Consider the following 17,261-nt stretch of genomic DNA (forward strand, 5'->3'; position numbering starts at 1 on the left):
TTTATTTGAGTAAAACAATTTGTTTTATCACTAAAGCTCTTACAATTCGAACATTCTTAATGTTTTATTGTTTTGTCATCAGCGACGTGTTTTATCTTATCATGAAGATATGTTTTATTTTAAGCTTATTTAATCATTATTACAATTTATTATTATTATTTATATGTTTTTCTTATTATTTCTTTTATTTTATACTATTGATACACTAGGATAAGAGTACTAGTATTTTAATAACTAATTATTATTTTAAAAATATAAATTATATAAAAAGTGGTAAATCATTAATACTTATTATTTATTATACAGTATTTACGATTTACCACTTAATATTATTATTTTAAATAAACCATTTATTTTATTTTTCAGTATCTTCGTAAACTTCTTCAGCTAATAAATCTACATTCATATCTTTATCATCTGAATCAATTGCATTATCAGCACAAGCTTCTAATGTTAATTGTTCCTCATCTTTATCATCATTAGTTCCACTTATTTTAGCAATAGCAACTACCTTTTCTTCCTCAGAAGTTCTCATTAATGTAACTCCCATTGCAGACCTACTAGTTACTGAAATATCAGAAACATTTATTCTTATAGCTATACCACTAGTATTAATAAGCATTAATTCATCTTCTGGACTACAAACAGTGGCACCTATAACTTTACCAGTCTTTTCACCTATCTTATAAGTAATAAGACCTACTCCCCCTCTATTTTGTCTCTTATACTCAGTTAGTGGTGTTCTTTTACCAAAGCCATTCTCACTTATAACTAATAAATCTTCATTATCTGTTGCTATATCCATACAAACTGCCACATCTTCATCTCTTAAATTCATAGACTTAACTCCAGATGCAGTTCTTCCCATTGCCCTTACATCTTGTTCATTAAACTTAATTGCATTACCTTCTTGAGAAACTATTATTATATCTGCATCTCCTCTTGTAACCTTAACTTTAAGAAGTTCATCACCTTCTCTTAAATTAATAGCTATAAGTCCACTTTTTCTTAAGTTTTTAAATTCAGATAATGGTGTTTTCTTAACTAAACCTTGTTTAGTTGCCATGAATAAGTATCCATCTACAATATTATCTCTAACAGTTAATACAGTTTCTATTCTTTCATCTTGTTCTATTTGAATAAGATTTATTATATTAGTACCCTTAGCTGTTCTTCCTGCATCAGGTATTTCATATGCCCTCTTTTTATATACTCTTCCTCTATTAGTAAAGAATAATACATCAGAATGAGTTGAGGTTACTAAAACATGTTCTACAAAATCATCTTCTTTTGTAGACATTGCTTGTATTCCTCTTCCACCTCTTCTTTGAGCAGAATATGTATCAGCTGATATTCTCTTAATATATCCTGTATGAGTTAAAGTTATAACTGTTTCTTCTTCTTGAATTAAGTCTTCAATATCAATATCATTTACAACCTTCTCTATTTGAGTTCTTCTTTCATCATTATATCTAGATTTTATTTCAAGTAATTCATCTTTGATTACCTTTAATAGTAACTCTTCACTAGAAAGAATTGAATTTAAGTAATCAATAAGTTTCATTAACTCTAAATATTCTTCTTCGATCTTATCTCTTTCTAAACCAGTTAATCTTCTTAGTCTCATTTCTAAAATAGCAACTGATTGCTTTTCTGATAATCCAAATCTTTCAATTAAAGTATTTTTAGCTATTTCACCTGTTTTTGAATTTCTAATAATATTAATTACCTCATCAATATTATCTAAAGCTATTCTTAATCCTTCAAGAATATGTGCTCTAGCTTGTGCCTTTTCAAGTTCAAATATAGTTCTTCTAGTAACAACCTCTTTTTGGAAACTTATATAATGTGATAATATTTGCTTTAAATTTAAAACTTGTGGCTGATTATTAACTAAAGCTAACATTATTATTCCAAAAGTATCTTGCATCTTTGTATGTTTAAATAATAAATTTAATACAACATTCGGATTTGCATCTTTCTTTAATTCTATTACTATTCTCATACCTTCTCTATCTGATTCATCTCTTAAATCAGATATTCCAACTATCTTTTTATCTTTAACTAAATCTGCAATACTTTCGATAAGTTTAGCCTTATTTACTTGATATGGAATCTCAGTAACTACTATTCTATGCCTACTATTTTCTTCTTCTATTTCAGTTTTAGCTCTTACTACAACCTTTCCCTTTCCAGTTTCATAAGCAGCTCTTATGCCCGATTTTCCCATTATAATTCCACCAGTAGGAAAATCTGGTCCCTTAATGCATGTCATAAGCTCTAACCCAGTAATTTCTGGATTATCTATTAACATTATTGTACCATCTATAACTTCACCTAAATTATGAGGAGGTATGTTAGTAGCCATCCCAACTGCTATTCCTGATGATCCATTAACTAAAAGATTTGGATATCTTGAAGGTAATACAACAGGCTCCTGTTCTTCTCCATCAAAGTTTGGCATAAAATCTACAGTATTTTTATTTATATCTCTTAGCATTTCTACTGCTATTTTGTTCATTTTTGCTTCTGTATATCTCATTGCAGCTGCACTATCACCATCTACAGAACCAAAGTTACCATGACCATCTACAAGCATATATCTCATAGAAAAATCTTGAGCCATTCTAACTAATGCATCATATACTGATGAATCACCGTGTGGATGGTACTTACCCAAAACTTCCCCAACAATTCTTGCACATTTTCTATATCCTTTGTTCGGTTCTAAACCTAACTCCTGCATTGCATAAAGAATTCTTCTATGAACTGGCTTAAGCCCATCTCTTACATCAGGAAGAGCACGCCCAACAATTACACTCATTGCATAATCGATGTAGCACCTTTTCATTTCTTTATTTATATCTACATGTATAAATTTTCCTTCATTTAAGTTCATGTACTCACCTCAACTAATACTAAAACTCTTAGTACTATATATCTAAATTGCTTACTTTCTTAGCATTTTTTTGGATAAACTCTCTTCTTGGTTCAACCTTATCACCCATTAATATAGTGAATATTTCATCTGCTGCAATAGCATCTTCTACTGTTGCCTTTAAAAGAATTCTATGTTCTGGATCCATAGTCGTATCCCATAATTGACTTGCATTCATTTCTCCAAGCCCTTTATATCTTTGAATATTTATTGAATTATCTTTTCCACCAAACTCTTCTAAAATTCTATCTAATTCTTCATCAGAGTAGGCATATTCTTCTTTCTTTCCCTTACTTACTTTGTATAATGGCGGTTGTGCTATATACACATGTCCTCCATCAATTAATGGTCTCATGTATCTATAGAAGAATGTTAATAATAATGTTCTTATATGTGCTCCATCAACATCAGCATCAGTCATAATTATTATTCTATTATATCTTAACTTTTCTTCATCAAAGTCTTTTCCAATTCCTGCACCAAAAGCAGTAATCATTGATCTAATTGTATCTGAATTAAGTATTCTATCTAATCTTTGTTTTTCAACATTAAGAATTTTCCCTCTTAAAGGTAATATAGCTTGGAATTTTCTATTTCTTCCTTGCTTTGCAGATCCTCCTGCTGAATCTCCCTCGACTATATAGATTTCACACTCCATTGGATCTTTTGATGAGCAATCAGCTAACTTTCCTGGTAAAGTTGATCTTTCAAGAACTGATTTTCTTGTAAGTTCCCTTGCCTTTCTAGCTGCATCTCTAGCTCTAGCTGCCATTAAAGCCTTATCTATTATAATTTTACCAACTGCAGGGTTTTCTTCTAAGAAAACACTTACTCCTTCAGCTACTATTGAATCTACAACACCTCTTACTTCAGAATTTCCAAGCTTAGTCTTTGTTTGTCCTTCAAATTGTGGTTCTGAAATCTTAACTGATACAACAGCCGTAAGTCCTTCTCTTGCATCATCACCTGAAAGATTTTTATCATTATCTTTTATATGACCAAATCTCTTAGCATAATCATTTATAGCTCTAGTTAAAGCACTTTTAAATCCAGCTAAGTGAGTTCCACCTTCAATGGTATCTATATTATTTGCAAATGAATATAAGTTTTCATTGTATCCATCATTGTATTGAAGTGCAATTTCCGCAATTATTCCATCCTTTTCTCCCTCAACATAAATAGGAGATTCATGTAACACTTCTTTATTTCTATTTAAGTAAGAAACAAATTCCTTTATACCACCTTCATAATGGTATTTTTCAACTTTTATTTCTTCTTCTCTTTTATCTATTAAAGTTATTGCTATTCCCTTATTAAGAAATGCTAATTCTCTTAATCTTCCTGATAATATTTCAAAATCATATACAGTATCTTCAAATATTTCATGATCTGGCTTAAATAATACCTTGGTTCCATGTTCATCAGACTCACCGATTTTAGTTAAATTACAAAGAACATTTCCTCTTGAATACTTTTGTTGCCATATGAATCCTTCTCTTTTTACTGTAACCTCACAATATTCAGATAAAGCATTAACAACTGATGCCCCAACTCCGTGAAGGCCCCCAGATACCTTGTATCCTCCTCCTCCAAACTTACCACCTGCATGTAATACAGTCATTATTACTTCTACTGTTGCTTTTCCCATTTTAGGATGTATACCAACAGGCATACCTCTACCATCGTCAACTACAGTAATTGAATTATCTTCGTTTATTGTAACTTCTATATTTTTACAAAATCCAGCTAAGGCCTCATCAATACTATTGTCTACTATTTCATATACCAAATGATGAAGTCCCCTAGAACTTGTGCTTCCTATGTACATTCCAGGTCTTTTTCTAACAGCTTCTAAACCTTCTAAAACTTGAATCTGACTTTCATCATAACTTTGCTTATTCTCTTCCAACATAAATTCCTCCTTATATTTTTACTATCTTAACTATGAAGGCTAAATATTGGACTTAAGGATTATAATCAATATTTGTTCTCTTAGTTAAAGTAGATGATGAAATAGGTGATAAATACACCTTACTCATTTTATTAACTTCTGCTATAACAAATGATTTAGCACTTTCCTTAGAAATCTTTTCAACAAATCCGTCTTCTTCAGCCATTCTTAAAAATGATATTGTATCTGAACTATACATTGATGTCTGTAAATCAAAAATACCAATTACATCCTTTATTGGTACTACTACATTTTCTCCTAAATGTAAAAACATCAGCTCTCCTCCTTTAGTTTAAGATTTCTCCATCTTTAACTTTAAATACCTTAGAATTATTATCTAAATACTCATATAAATCTTCTATTCCAGTACATGTAATAATGGTTTGAATTTCTCCAATCGTGCTTAAAATATATTTTTTTCTACTAAAATCCAATTCTGATAATACATCATCTAAAAGGAGTACTGGATACTCACCCGTAAGTTCTTTTATTATTCTTAGTGATGAAAATTTAATAGTTAAAACTGCTGTTCTTTGTTGTCCTTGAGAACCATAACTTTTTGTATCTATATCATTTATTAAAACAATAAAGTCATCTCTATGAGGACCTACTGTAGTAATTCCACGCTCACAATCTCGAATCCTATTTTTTTCTAAAAGAGAATAAAAATTTTCTTTTATGTTTTCCATATCCTTAATAGTACTAACATATTTAAATTCAATTTTTTCTTTTCCTGAAGTTATATCAGAATGAATTTTATTAGAATATTTATTTAATTTTTGAATATAATCTAATCTACTTGTTATTATATTATATCCAAATTCAACCAATTGCATATCATAAACATCTAAAATTTCTTTATTTATGTTTTTATTTCTTAACACACTATTTCTTTCATTTAAAACTTTATTATATTGAACAAGATTATAATAATATTTATTATCTAATTGGCATAATTCCATATCAATAAATTTTCTTCTTACACCAGGAGAATCCTTAATTATCTTCAAATCTTCTGGAGAAAACATTACAACATTAAAATTTCCAAATAGTTCTCCTATTTTCTTTATTTTAACTTTATTTATTTGTATTGCCTTTTTTCCGTCCTTAAGAATACTTATATCTATTCTCTTATCTAATCTCTCCCTACCAACTGTAATACTTAATAATGCATTATCATAATTCCAGCTTATAAGTTCCTTATCTTTTGATGTTCTATGAGATCTTGCAAAAGCACAATAGTATATACCTTCTAATATGTTAGTTTTTCCTTGAGCATTATCACCCATAAAAACATTAACATTTGGACCTAAACTTATATCTAATACATTATAATTTCTATAATTCAGCATTTGCAATCTTTTAATAAACATTTTAAACACCTTTATTATAACATATTAAATTTAATAAGGATAAGGACTATGGAAAAAAATAGTTTTAAACTACTTTATAACTTTCCCCATTAAATTCAACTATGTCACCTTTATATAATTTTTTTCCTCTTTGTATACAAATTTCACCATTAACCTTTACTAGTTCATCTAAAATATAAATTTTGGCTTCTGATCCTAGTGAAGCAACTCCAGAAAATTTTAAAAATGAATCTAATTTTATAAATTCTGTACTTATTTCTATTTCATTCATATTCTTATTTCTTGTACTTTAATTAAATTTATACAAGATTCCTCCTATCTAACTAATCTAACAGGTAAAACTAAATATTTAGAACTATTACTATTTCTTCCTTTTATGACACATGGACTTACACTTGATGTCATTTCTATAACCACATCATCATCTTCCATGTTCTTAAGAACATCTAGTAAATATCTTGAATTAAATGCAATTTGTACTCCTTCACCTTGAAGGTTTATATTAACTTCTTCTCTTACTTTTCCTAATTGAGAGTTAGAAGTTATAACTAGAATATCTTCTTGAACATCTAATCTTATTAAATTACTATTACCGTCTTTAGCCATTAAAGAAGCTCTTTCAATTCCTTGTTGAAGTTCTTGTTTTTTAACGTTAACTAATAATTTATATTCTTGTGGTAAAAGGGAAACATAATTAACAAATTTACCATCTAATAATCTAGAAATAATTTTTGTATTGTTAATATTAAATAGAATATGATTATTGGTAAATGTAATTTTTACAATATCATTATTATCTTCTAATATTTTTGAAACTTCATTCAAAGTTTTTCCTGGTATAACAACTTCGATATTATTATCAACATCTAATAATTCATTTCTAACCGCTAATCTATATCCATCTAAGGCAACTAGGTTTAATTCTCTGTTTTTTACTTCAAAAAGTATCCCTTGTAATATTGGTCTAGTTTCATCTTGAGCTATAGCAAATGAGGTACCTTTTATCATGTTTTTTAATAAATTTTGAGGGACCTCTACGCTAATGTCTTCATTTATGCTTGGTAATGAAGGATAATCACTAGAATTCATAAAAACTAAGTTAAAAACTGATTTTTCACATGTAATTTGTATTAAATCATTTTCTGAAATTTCTATTTTTACCTCTGAGTTTGGTAGTTTTCTTATAATTTCAGAAAATATTCTTGAATCAATAACAATACTACCTTCTTGAATAACATCAGCTTCAACTTTTGTTTCTATACTTACATCAATATCTGATCCTATAAGCGTTAATCCTTCTTTTGTTGCTTTAATATATATTCCTTCTAATACAGGCATTGTTGTTTTTCCTGTAATAGCTTTTGTTACTATAGAAATACCTTCTTGTAATTTTTGTTTTGAGCATATTATGTTCATGATTTTACCTCCTAAGTTATACACAGTTATTCACATTCATTTGTGCAATATAATAAGATAAATATAATAAATAAATATAATAATAGTAGTAGTAGGGACTGTGGATATGTGGATAAGTATCTTAAACCCTGATATTTAAAGAGTTTTAATGTAAAAAATACTGTGGATAAGTTGGTAATAAATTAATAGTCTTATCCACAGTATCCACATTGATAAACTAAAAAATGAATTATCCACAAACTATTCACTACTTGTTATGTACAATTGTTGATTATTTTTGAGTTAACTTTTTTGTTATATCATCTATTGTATGTTCTAAGCTTTGGTCATTATTTAATGCTTCAGAAATTTTTTCATAAGCATGAATAACAGTTGTATGATCACGTCCTCCAAACTCTTCACCAATTTTAGGTAATGACATATCTGTAAGTTTTCTACTTAAATACATAGCTATTTGTCTTGGATATGCTACATTTCTTGTTCTTCTTTGTGATTTTAAATCTTCAACTCTTAAATTAAAATAATTAGCTACTATATCTTGAATTAAATCAATAGTAATACATTTATTTTGTTTATTTGAAATTATATCTTTTAAAGCTTCTGTTGCTAAATCTACGGTTATATCTCTATTTGTTAATGATGAATATGCAACTATTCTAATTAATGCACCTTCAAGTTCTCTAATATTAGATTTTATTTTTGTTGCTATATAAACCATTACTTCATTTGGTACATTAAGCTTTTCTACATCAGCTTTCTTTTTTAAAATAGCCATTCTAGTTTCAAAATCTGGAGCTTGAATATCTGCAATAAGACCCCATTCAAACCTTGAACGCAATCTATCTTCTAACGTTGGAATTTCTTTAGGTGGTCTATCAGAAGATAGAATTATTTGTTTGTTGGCTTCATGCAAAGTATTAAAGGTATGGAAAAATTCTTCTTGTGTTCTTTCTTTTCCTGCAATAAATTGAATATCATCTATTAATAGGACATCTACACTTCTATATTTAGTTCTAAATTCTTCATTTTTATCATCTTTAATAGCATTTATTAATTCATTTGTAAATTTTTCTGATGAAACATAAACAACTTTGGCATTTGGATTATTTTGAAGTATATAATGTCCAATTGCATGCATTAAGTGGGTTTTACCTAATCCTACACCTCCATATATAAAAAGAGGATTATAAGCTTTAGCTGGAGATTCGGCAACAGCAAGAGATGCAGCATGAGCAAATCTATTACTATTACCAATTACAAAAGAATCAAAAGTATATTTTGGATTTAGTGTACTAGACATTTCATCACTAACTGTTACAGATATATCATCTTTAACAGTATTTTTTTCCTCAGTTTCTTGAACTTCTGAAGCAATTAAAAATTCTAAATCATATGTTTTAGAACAAGCAGCTTCTATTGAGTTTATAACTAAATCCTTATATCTTTTTTCCAGTATATCTTTAGTGAAGGAATTAGGGACACTGATTTTTATTGTGTTAGCTGATATACAAAAAGGCTCACAACTTTTAATCCAAGTATTAAAACTAACTTCCGTTAACTCACCTTTTATTATATTTAGGGTTTTTTCCCATAAGTGTTTAAGCTCAGTCTCCATTTATAAGTATCCTCCAAAAAATAAATTTTAAAAAGTTATAAACAGGATATCAACAGAATTATCAACAGAAAAATAATTCTGTTGATAAAGTTAATAAAGTTAATAACATATTCACATTTTCTGTAGATAAAATAATATTTAAAAAGTTATCCACAGGTTTTAAAATTATAAAAACTAATATTACTAACAATCAATAAATTGCCTATTTATAACGATATTATGTAAAAAAATTAAATAGATATTAAAATTTTGAACAAGTTATACACAGAGTAATTAACAACTGTGGATAATTAAAGTTATACACAGATTTATTCACAATTACACTTAATAATATCATAAATTTATGTTAATTATCAATAAGTTATCCACAATTTTTAAAATGTGAATAACTTTATCAACAGTTTTACGGAATTTAATTCATATTGACAGTAAAAAAGTAAATATATATAATAGTAAAGTAACTTTAATTCGAGAAATATAGTTTTTACTATAAAAATAAATCACTCAAAGGGGGTGCATTTCGAATGTTCATGACATACCAACCAAAAAAGAGACAAAGAAAAAAAGAACATGGTTTCAGAAAGAGAATGAGTACTGCTTCAGGAAGAACTGTTCTTAAGAGAAGAAGACAAAAAGGTAGAAAAAAATTAACAGCATAAGGGCCGCACTTTGTGGCCTTTTTTCTGCAAGTGCAGGTATTTTAAGGAGAGTTTATTAAAACTTATGATATATAAATTAAGAAAAAATACAGAATTTAGACTTGTTTACAGAAGAGGAAAGTCCTACGCTAACAAACTATTAGTTTTATATGTTTTTAAGAATAAGAATAATTTAGATAAAGAAAAATTATCTTATAATAAAGTAGGTATTTCAGTAAGTAAGAAGGTTGGAAATAGTGTTGTTAGAAGTAGAAGCAAAAGACTTATATATGAAAGTTATAGATTAAACATAAAAAATATTAAGACTGGATATGATTTTGTTTTTGTAGCTAGAAGTGCTATAGATGAAAAAAAATATAGCGATGTAGAGGCTGCTATGATAAACTTATTTAAGAAGGCAGGAATATATTTGTAATGAAAAAATTAATTTTATCAATTATAAAATTGTATCAAAAATATTATTCTCCTATGCGACCAAGAAGATGTATATTTATACCTACATGTTCTCAGTATGCAGATGAAGCTATTACTAAGTATGGAGCTTTAAAAGGAGGATTTTTATCTATAAAAAGGATTTGTAAGTGTAATCCTTTTAACAAAAACGGGGGATATGATCCGGTGAAATAAGGAGGCTATTAGAATGTGGAATGCGATAGTAAATGTAATGACGAAGATGTTCGATTCTTTACATAATTTAATTATAGCATTAGGGGTACCAGAGCATGCAGAAGGGATTTCGTATGTATTAGCAATCATATTATTTACTGCAATAATTAGATTATTAATTTTACCTCTTAACATCAAATCAACAAAATCAAATGTAAAAATGCAAGAAATTCAACCTGAGTTGAAAAAACTTCAAGCAAAATACGCAAATGACCCACAAAAGTTACAGTTAGAAACTTCTAAACTAATGAAAGAAAATAATGTTAGTATGTTTGGTGGATGTTTACCAGCATTATTACCTTTACCAATATTATTTGCTTTATACGGAGTATTTAGAAATATAACAGCAACACCAGGAGCTGATACTTCATTTTTATTTATTCCCGATATATTTGCTTATCCAAAAGGAATTGGGTTTGTTTCTATCATATTAGCAATATTAGCAGCATTAAGTACTTACATTCCATCATTATTATTAAGTAAGTCAATGCCTCAACAAGAGGGTGGAATGAATATGAGTACTATGAACATAGTGATGTCAGGTATGATGGGATTTATGTCACTTCAATTCCAACCAATATTAATAATTTACTGGATAACTGGTGGAATAATTCAATTAATACAAACATATTTCTTAAATTATTTACCAGCGATTAAAAAGAAAAAAATTGCTGACGAGAAGGCAGCACAAGCTAAAATTGAAAAAGCTAAAAAATCTACACCAAAAACTAAAAAGAGATAATTATCATATTTTCTAGGTGGTGAATAGGGTATGAAAGCAATTGAAATGACTGGTAGAACAGTTGAGGAAGCTTTAGATCATGCTTTAAAAGAACTAAAGCTAACAAAAGATAAGGTTGACATTGAAATAATTGACGAGGGTAGTAAAGGATTATTTAATTTAATTGGTGCGAAACCCGCTAAAATTAAGGTTATGACTAAACAAAGCTCCTTAGATGATGCAAAGGCATTTTTAGATAAGGTTTTAAAGTCTATGAATGTAGGGGCAAGCATTGATATTAATGAAAATGATGATTGTATTAATATTAATTTAAGTGGAACTAAAATCGGTGTAGTAATAGGCTATAGGGGTGAGACGTTAGATTCTCTTCAATATTTAGTTTCGTTAGTAGTTAATAAAAATCATGATAATCCTTATAAAAGAGTTGTTTTAGATGCAGAAAACTATAGGCATAAGAGAGAAGAAACTTTAATAAGAGTAGCTCAAAAAACTGCTTATAAGGTTAAAAAATCTGGAAGACCATATAAGTTAGAGCCTATGAATCCTTATGAAAGAAGAATTATTCACTCAGCATTACAGGAATATACTGATATCAACACACATAGCGAAGGTGAAGAACCATATAGAAGAATTGTTATAAGCTTAAAAAAATAATAAAAGAAAGCCTAATTTAGGCTTTCTTTTATTATTTTTTAGAATTTTGACTTATATAAAATTGTTTTGTAAAATGAATAATAATGAAAATGGGGAATGAGAATTAAAAAAATAAATAAGGATAGAATTTAAATATACTTAAATAAATAACGATAATTTTTAATTATATAAATTTATTCACATTCGGAGGATAAAATGAAAGAATTTGATACAATATGTGCGATAGCTACAGCTTTAGGTGAAGGTGGTATTGCAATTATAAGAATATCTGGGGATAAAGCTGTGGATATAACATCAAAAATATTTAAATCTAAGAATAATGATGATATAAAAAATATGAAACCTTATACAATGAAGTACGGTCACATATATGATATAGAAACTAATGATTTAATTGACGAAGTAATAATTAGTTTTATGAAAGGGCCAAGAAGTTTTACCGCAGAGGATACTATAGAAATAAATTGCCATGGTGGTGTTGTGTCTACAAATAAGGTGTTAGAAGCTGTAATTAAGGCTGGAGCCAGACTTGCAGAACCAGGAGAGTTTACTAAAAGAGCATTTTTAAATGGTAGAATAGATTTGTCACAAGCTGAAGCAGTTATGGATATAATAACAGCTAAGACAGATTTAGCAATGAAATCTGCTTTAATGCAAAGTACAGGATATTTATCTAAAGAGATTAATAGATTAAGAGAATATATGCTAAATATATTAGCATTAGTTGAATTTGCCGTAGATTTTACAGAGGATGATGAAGAAGTAGATCCAAGTATTCCTTTAAAGGTAGGAGAAAGTTTAGAAAAAGCTATAAATGAAATGAAGATTCTATTAAAGGGGGCAGATGAAGGAAAGCTTATTAGAGAAGGATTAAGTTTAGCTATAGTTGGAAAGCCAAACGTAGGAAAATCTTCTTTATTAAATGCACTATTAAGAGAAAAGAGAGCAATAGTAACTGATATTGCAGGAACTACAAGAGATATAATTGAAGAGTATATAAATTTAGATGGTATTCCAGTTAAAATAATTGATACAGCAGGAATTAGAGAAACAGAGGATGTTGTTGAAAAGATTGGAGTAGAAAGATCAAGAGAAAAAATTCAGGAAGCTGATTTAGTTTTATTAGTTCTTGATTCTTCAAGAAAATTAGACGATGAAGATAGAGAAATTATAGATTCGGTTGGAGATAAAAAATGTATTGTTATATTAAATAAAATAGATTTAGAGTCTAAGATTGATGAGAAGCTAGTAAATAATTTTGAAAATATAATTAAGATATCTGCTAAAGAAGAGTTAGGATTAGGTGATTTAAAAGAAACAATAAAGAAATTATTCTTTAGTGGAAAAATTGATACAGAAAGTTTAATAATATCTAATTCAAGACATAAGCAAGCATTATTTAGAGCGCTAGAAAATGCAGAAAATGCCTTAAGTAGAGTAAAAATGAATGAATATTTAGATTTAATTTCTATTTTTGTAACATCGGCTTTAAGAGCTTTAAATGAAATTACAGGTGATGAATTAGAAGAAGACTTAGTAAATAAAATATTTGGAGATTTCTGTGTAGGAAAGTAGGAGTATAAAATGAGATATAATGCAGGAGAATATGACGTAATTGTAGTTGGTGCTGGGCATGCTGGATGTGAAGCGGGTCTTGCATCAGCTAGAATGGGATTAAAGACATTAGTATGTACATTAAATCTTGATGCTATAGGATTAATGCCTTGTAATCCTAATATAGGAGGTACAGCTAAGGGACACTTAGTTAGAGAAATTGATGCATTAGGTGGAGAAATGGGGGTAAATATTGACCATACATTTATTCAATCAAGAATGTTAAATACATCTAAGGGACCAGCAGTACACTCTTTAAGAGCACAAGCTGATAGAAAAAAATATCAAAATAGAATGAAGAGTGTTTTGGAAAATCAAGAAAATTTAGAAGTTAGACAATTAGAAGTTATTGATATTGAAGTAGAAAACGGAAAGGTTATTGGAGTATTAACTAAAAATGGTGCTTTCTTTAAATGTAAAGCCATAATACTAACAACAGGTACATATTTAAGAGCAAGAATAATAATTGGTGATGTAACTTATAATAGCGGTCCAAATGGATTAGCTGCAGCTAATGAGTTAACACAGCATTTAATGGATCTAGGAATAGAAATGAGAAGATTTAAAACTGGAACTCCAGCAAGGATAAATAAAAGATCAGTTGATTTTTCAAAAATGATTGAGCAACCTGGTGATAAAAAAATAGTTCCATTTTCATTTATGCATGACAATATAGATAGAGAGCAAGTGTCTTGTTGGTTAACTTATACTAATGAAGAAACTCATAATATTATAATGGAAAATATAGATAGATCTCCTATGTATAATGGTAGTATTGAGGGTGTTGGACCAAGATATTGTCCATCTATAGAAGATAAGGTAATGAAATTCCCAGATAAGAATAGACATCAGATATTTGTGGAACCAGAGGGTGAAGATACATTAGAAATGTATGTTGGAGGAATGTCATCATCATTACCAGAAGATGTTCAAGTAAAAATGTATAGAACATTAGAAGGATTAGAAAATGTAGAATTATTAAGAACTGCTTATGCTATAGAATATGATTCAATAAATCCAATGCAATTAAAACCTACATTAGAATTTAAAACAATAGAAGGATTATATGGAGCGGGACAATTAAATGGTAGTTCTGGTTACGAAGAGGCTGCTGCTCAAGGAATTGTTGCAGGAATAAATGCTGCATTAAAAATTAAAGGTGAAGATCCTATGATATTAACACGTTCAGATGCATATGCTGGTGTATTAATTGATGACTTAGTTACTAAAGGTACTAATGAACCTTATAGAATGATGACTTCTAGAGCTGAATATAGATTATTATTAAGACAAGATAATGCTGATTTTAGATTAACTGAAATAGGAAGAAAGGTTGGTCTAGTAAGTGATGAAAGATATAATAGATTTTTAAATAGAAAAGCAAATATAGAGAATGAAGTTGAAAGATTAAAAAATTTACAGATAACCAATAAGAGAGAAAATAATGAGTTTTTAGTATCACTTAATTCTACAGAACTTAAGAAGCCAATAAGTATGTATGAACTGATTAAAAGACCAGAATTAGATTATTTCATGTTAGCACCATTAGATTTAGAAAGACCAAAATATACAGATGATATTGGTGAACAAGTAAATATTATAGCTAAATATGAAGGATATATAGCTAGTCAATTAGATCAAGTTAATCAATTTAAAAAGTTTGAGAAAAAGTTATTACCTGAAAATATAGATTATAGTGACGTAAAGGGATTAAGAGTGGAAGCTATCCAAAAATTAAGTGCAATAAGACCAGTAAGTATTGGTCAGGCATCAAGAATATCTGGAGTATCTCCTGCTGATATATCAGTTTTATTAATATATTTAGAACATCAATATAAGAAAAATAAAAAGGAGGACTAAGGATGAAATTTTTTGAATTAATGAAAACAGCTTCAAATGATGTAGGATTAGAATTTACAGAATTACAATATGAGCAATTTATTAAATATATGAGACTTCTTCAAGAATGGAATGAGAAAATAAACTTAACAGCTATAACAGAAGATGAAGAAGTCATTAAAAAGCATTTTATAGATTGCATTAAATCTTTTAAATCAGAACCTATAAGAAAAGCCAAAGCTATAATAGATGTTGGGACAGGAGCTGGATTTCCGGGACTACCAATTGCAATAATGAATCAAAATGTAAAAGTAACTCTTTTAGATTCGTTAAATAAAAGAATTAATTTTTTAAATTTGGTAGTTAAAGAGCTTGGTTTAAAAAATGTAACAACAATTCATTCAAGAGCAGAAGATGGGGCAAGAAAACCGGAATTACGAGAAAAATTTGATGTTGCAACATCTAGGGCTGTAGCAAATATGGCAGTTTTATCTGAATTTTGTATGCCATATGTAAAAAAAGGTGGATATTTTGTTGCTTTAAAGGGACCGGCAATTGATGAAGAACTTGAAAATGGAAAAAAGGCTATAAAAATATTAGGTGGAGAATTAAAAGAAATAATAGAAATATCTATTGAGGAGACTGATTTAAAGCATAATATAGTTGAGATAAAAAAGATTAATATGTGTCCTAAGGCTTATCCTAGAAAAGCGGGAACTGTTAATAAGAAGCCTTTGCAATAAAGATATATAAAAGATAAAATTATTTTAATAGAAATAATATAAATTTGAGTTTAGGTAGTTAATAGGATATAAAGAGATAAAGAGTTTAAATGATATTAATAAAATATGAAATAACAAGTTATGAGGAGGAAGCTATTGTTATAAATCTATAAGAATATTGATTTGTAGATTTTTAATAATAGATGGTCGTACACATGAATAAAGAAATAATGAACATAAGAATCGATAGTATTTTTCCTAATGAATATCAACCAAGAAAATTCTTTAAGGAAGAAGCGTTAGAGGAATTGAGTCAATCTATAAAAGAGTATGGCATAATTCAGCCTCTTACTGTAAGAAGAGTTGGAGAAAAATTTGAATTAGTTGCAGGAGAAAGAAGATGGAGAGCAGCTAGAATGGCACAGCTTGAAGTTGTTCCATGTAATATAATTAAAATTACAGATGCTCAATCTGCGGAAATTGCATTATTAGAAAACTTACAAAGAGAGAATTTAAATTTTATAGAAGAAGCTGAGGCATATTATAATTTAATTAATGAGCATAAATTCACTCAAGAGGAATTAGCTAATAAGATGGGTAAAAAACAATCCACTATAGCTAATAAATTAAGATTACTTAAGTTAAGCAATAAATTAAGAGTATTGTGTATTGAAAATAATTTAACAGAAAGACATGCAAGAGCCCTTTTAGGTTTACCAGATGAAAAATTACAATTAAAAGTTATAAAAAAGGTTATAAAAAATTCTTTAAATGTAAAGAAAACAGAAGAGTTAATTAATACAGAATTATTGAAATTAGTTGGTAACCCAATTAAACAGAAAAAAGGGAAGGGTGTTTTACCTGGCAAGTTATATGTTAATACTATAAAACAAGTATTAGGTAAATTTAATATACCAGCTAAATATAAACTTCAAGATAGGGATGAATGTATTGAAATAATAGTTTCTATACCTAAAAGTAAATAAAAAATAGCACTCCTGTGGAGTGCTATTTTTATGTTTCACGTGAAACACTTATGCTAAATTTATTTTAAATTTAATATGTCTATCTT

The 17,261-nt window shown here is 28.3% G+C and carries 16 protein-coding genes; 9 read left to right on the forward strand and 7 right to left on the reverse strand.

Features of this window, described 5'->3' with window-relative positions; genetic code table 11:
* Positions 1 to 355: 355 nt before the first annotated feature.
* The 7 genes from gyrA to dnaA form a co-directional block, all read right to left on the reverse strand.
* Positions 356 to 2,899: a DNA gyrase subunit A gene (gene gyrA / locus QZ321_RS11575; RefSeq protein ID WP_290455250.1), complete on the reverse strand. Its 2,544-nt coding sequence runs from the start codon at positions 2,897 to 2,899 to the stop codon at positions 356 to 358.
* A gap of 34 nt (positions 2,900 to 2,933) precedes the next feature.
* Positions 2,934 to 4,850, reverse strand: coding sequence for a DNA topoisomerase (ATP-hydrolyzing) subunit B (gene gyrB / locus QZ321_RS11580; RefSeq protein ID WP_290455249.1), 1,917 nt, complete (start codon positions 4,848 to 4,850; stop codon positions 2,934 to 2,936).
* A gap of 52 nt (positions 4,851 to 4,902) precedes the next feature.
* On the reverse strand, positions 4,903 to 5,163 hold the full coding sequence (gene remB / locus QZ321_RS11585; RefSeq protein WP_291740500.1) for an extracellular matrix regulator RemB: 261 nt from the start codon (positions 5,161 to 5,163) through the stop codon (positions 4,903 to 4,905).
* A gap of 13 nt (positions 5,164 to 5,176) precedes the next feature.
* Positions 5,177 to 6,262 carry a DNA replication/repair protein RecF gene (gene recF, locus QZ321_RS11590; protein ID WP_291749173.1) on the reverse strand — a complete coding sequence of 362 codons (1,086 nt, stop codon included), beginning with the start codon at positions 6,260 to 6,262 and terminating at the stop codon, positions 5,177 to 5,179.
* A 64-nt stretch (positions 6,263 to 6,326) separates the two neighbouring features.
* A complete protein-coding gene (locus QZ321_RS11595) occupies positions 6,327 to 6,533 on the reverse strand; it encodes an RNA-binding S4 domain-containing protein (RefSeq protein WP_290455246.1) in 207 nt (68 codons plus the stop codon).
* 44 nt (positions 6,534 to 6,577) lie between these two features.
* On the reverse strand, positions 6,578 to 7,678 hold the full coding sequence (gene dnaN / locus QZ321_RS11600; protein ID WP_290455245.1) for a DNA polymerase III subunit beta: 1,101 nt from the start codon (positions 7,676 to 7,678) through the stop codon (positions 6,578 to 6,580).
* A 271-nt stretch (positions 7,679 to 7,949) separates the two neighbouring features.
* Positions 7,950 to 9,293: a chromosomal replication initiator protein DnaA gene (gene dnaA, locus QZ321_RS11605; RefSeq protein ID WP_291749175.1), complete on the reverse strand. Its 1,344-nt coding sequence runs from the start codon at positions 9,291 to 9,293 to the stop codon at positions 7,950 to 7,952.
* 524 nt (positions 9,294 to 9,817) lie between these two features.
* Between dnaA and rpmH the strand changes: the two genes are divergently transcribed.
* The 9 genes from rpmH (at position 9,818) to QZ321_RS11650 (ending at position 17,175) form a co-directional block, all read left to right on the forward strand.
* Entirely contained in the window at positions 9,818 to 9,952 is a 135-nt protein-coding gene (gene rpmH / locus QZ321_RS11610) for a 50S ribosomal protein L34 (RefSeq protein ID WP_032116814.1), read from the forward strand.
* A gap of 64 nt (positions 9,953 to 10,016) precedes the next feature.
* Positions 10,017 to 10,367, forward strand: coding sequence for a ribonuclease P protein component (rnpA, locus tag QZ321_RS11615; RefSeq protein WP_290455243.1), 351 nt, complete (start codon positions 10,017 to 10,019; stop codon positions 10,365 to 10,367).
* A complete protein-coding gene (gene yidD / locus QZ321_RS11620) occupies positions 10,367 to 10,579 on the forward strand; it encodes a membrane protein insertion efficiency factor YidD (RefSeq protein WP_290455242.1) in 213 nt (70 codons plus the stop codon). The genes rnpA and yidD overlap by 1 nt, the downstream gene beginning before the upstream one ends.
* A 13-nt stretch (positions 10,580 to 10,592) precedes the next feature.
* Complete coding sequence (gene yidC, locus QZ321_RS11625) at positions 10,593 to 11,360, forward strand: membrane protein insertase YidC (protein ID WP_290455241.1); 768 nt, start codon at positions 10,593 to 10,595, stop codon at positions 11,358 to 11,360.
* A gap of 30 nt (positions 11,361 to 11,390) precedes the next feature.
* Positions 11,391 to 12,014 carry an RNA-binding cell elongation regulator Jag/EloR gene (gene jag / locus QZ321_RS11630; RefSeq protein WP_291749179.1) on the forward strand — a complete coding sequence of 208 codons (624 nt, stop codon included), beginning with the start codon at positions 11,391 to 11,393 and terminating at the stop codon, positions 12,012 to 12,014.
* A 195-nt stretch (positions 12,015 to 12,209) separates the two neighbouring features.
* Positions 12,210 to 13,589, forward strand: coding sequence for a tRNA uridine-5-carboxymethylaminomethyl(34) synthesis GTPase MnmE (gene mnmE / locus QZ321_RS11635; RefSeq protein ID WP_290455239.1), 1,380 nt, complete (start codon positions 12,210 to 12,212; stop codon positions 13,587 to 13,589).
* Positions 13,590 to 13,598: 9 nt separating this feature from the next.
* A complete protein-coding gene (mnmG, locus tag QZ321_RS11640; RefSeq protein ID WP_290455238.1) occupies positions 13,599 to 15,488 on the forward strand; it encodes a tRNA uridine-5-carboxymethylaminomethyl(34) synthesis enzyme MnmG in 1,890 nt (629 codons plus the stop codon).
* 2 nt (positions 15,489 to 15,490) lie between these two features.
* Complete coding sequence (rsmG, locus tag QZ321_RS11645) at positions 15,491 to 16,210, forward strand: 16S rRNA (guanine(527)-N(7))-methyltransferase RsmG (RefSeq protein WP_290455237.1); 720 nt, start codon at positions 15,491 to 15,493, stop codon at positions 16,208 to 16,210.
* A 194-nt stretch (positions 16,211 to 16,404) separates the two neighbouring features.
* Complete coding sequence (locus tag QZ321_RS11650; RefSeq protein WP_290455236.1) at positions 16,405 to 17,175, forward strand: ParB/RepB/Spo0J family partition protein; 771 nt, start codon at positions 16,405 to 16,407, stop codon at positions 17,173 to 17,175.
* Positions 17,176 to 17,261: the final 86 nt, after the last annotated feature.

The organism is uncultured Clostridium sp. (assembly GCF_910588715.1).
Classification (GTDB): Bacteria; Bacillota; Clostridia; order Clostridiales; family Clostridiaceae; genus Clostridium.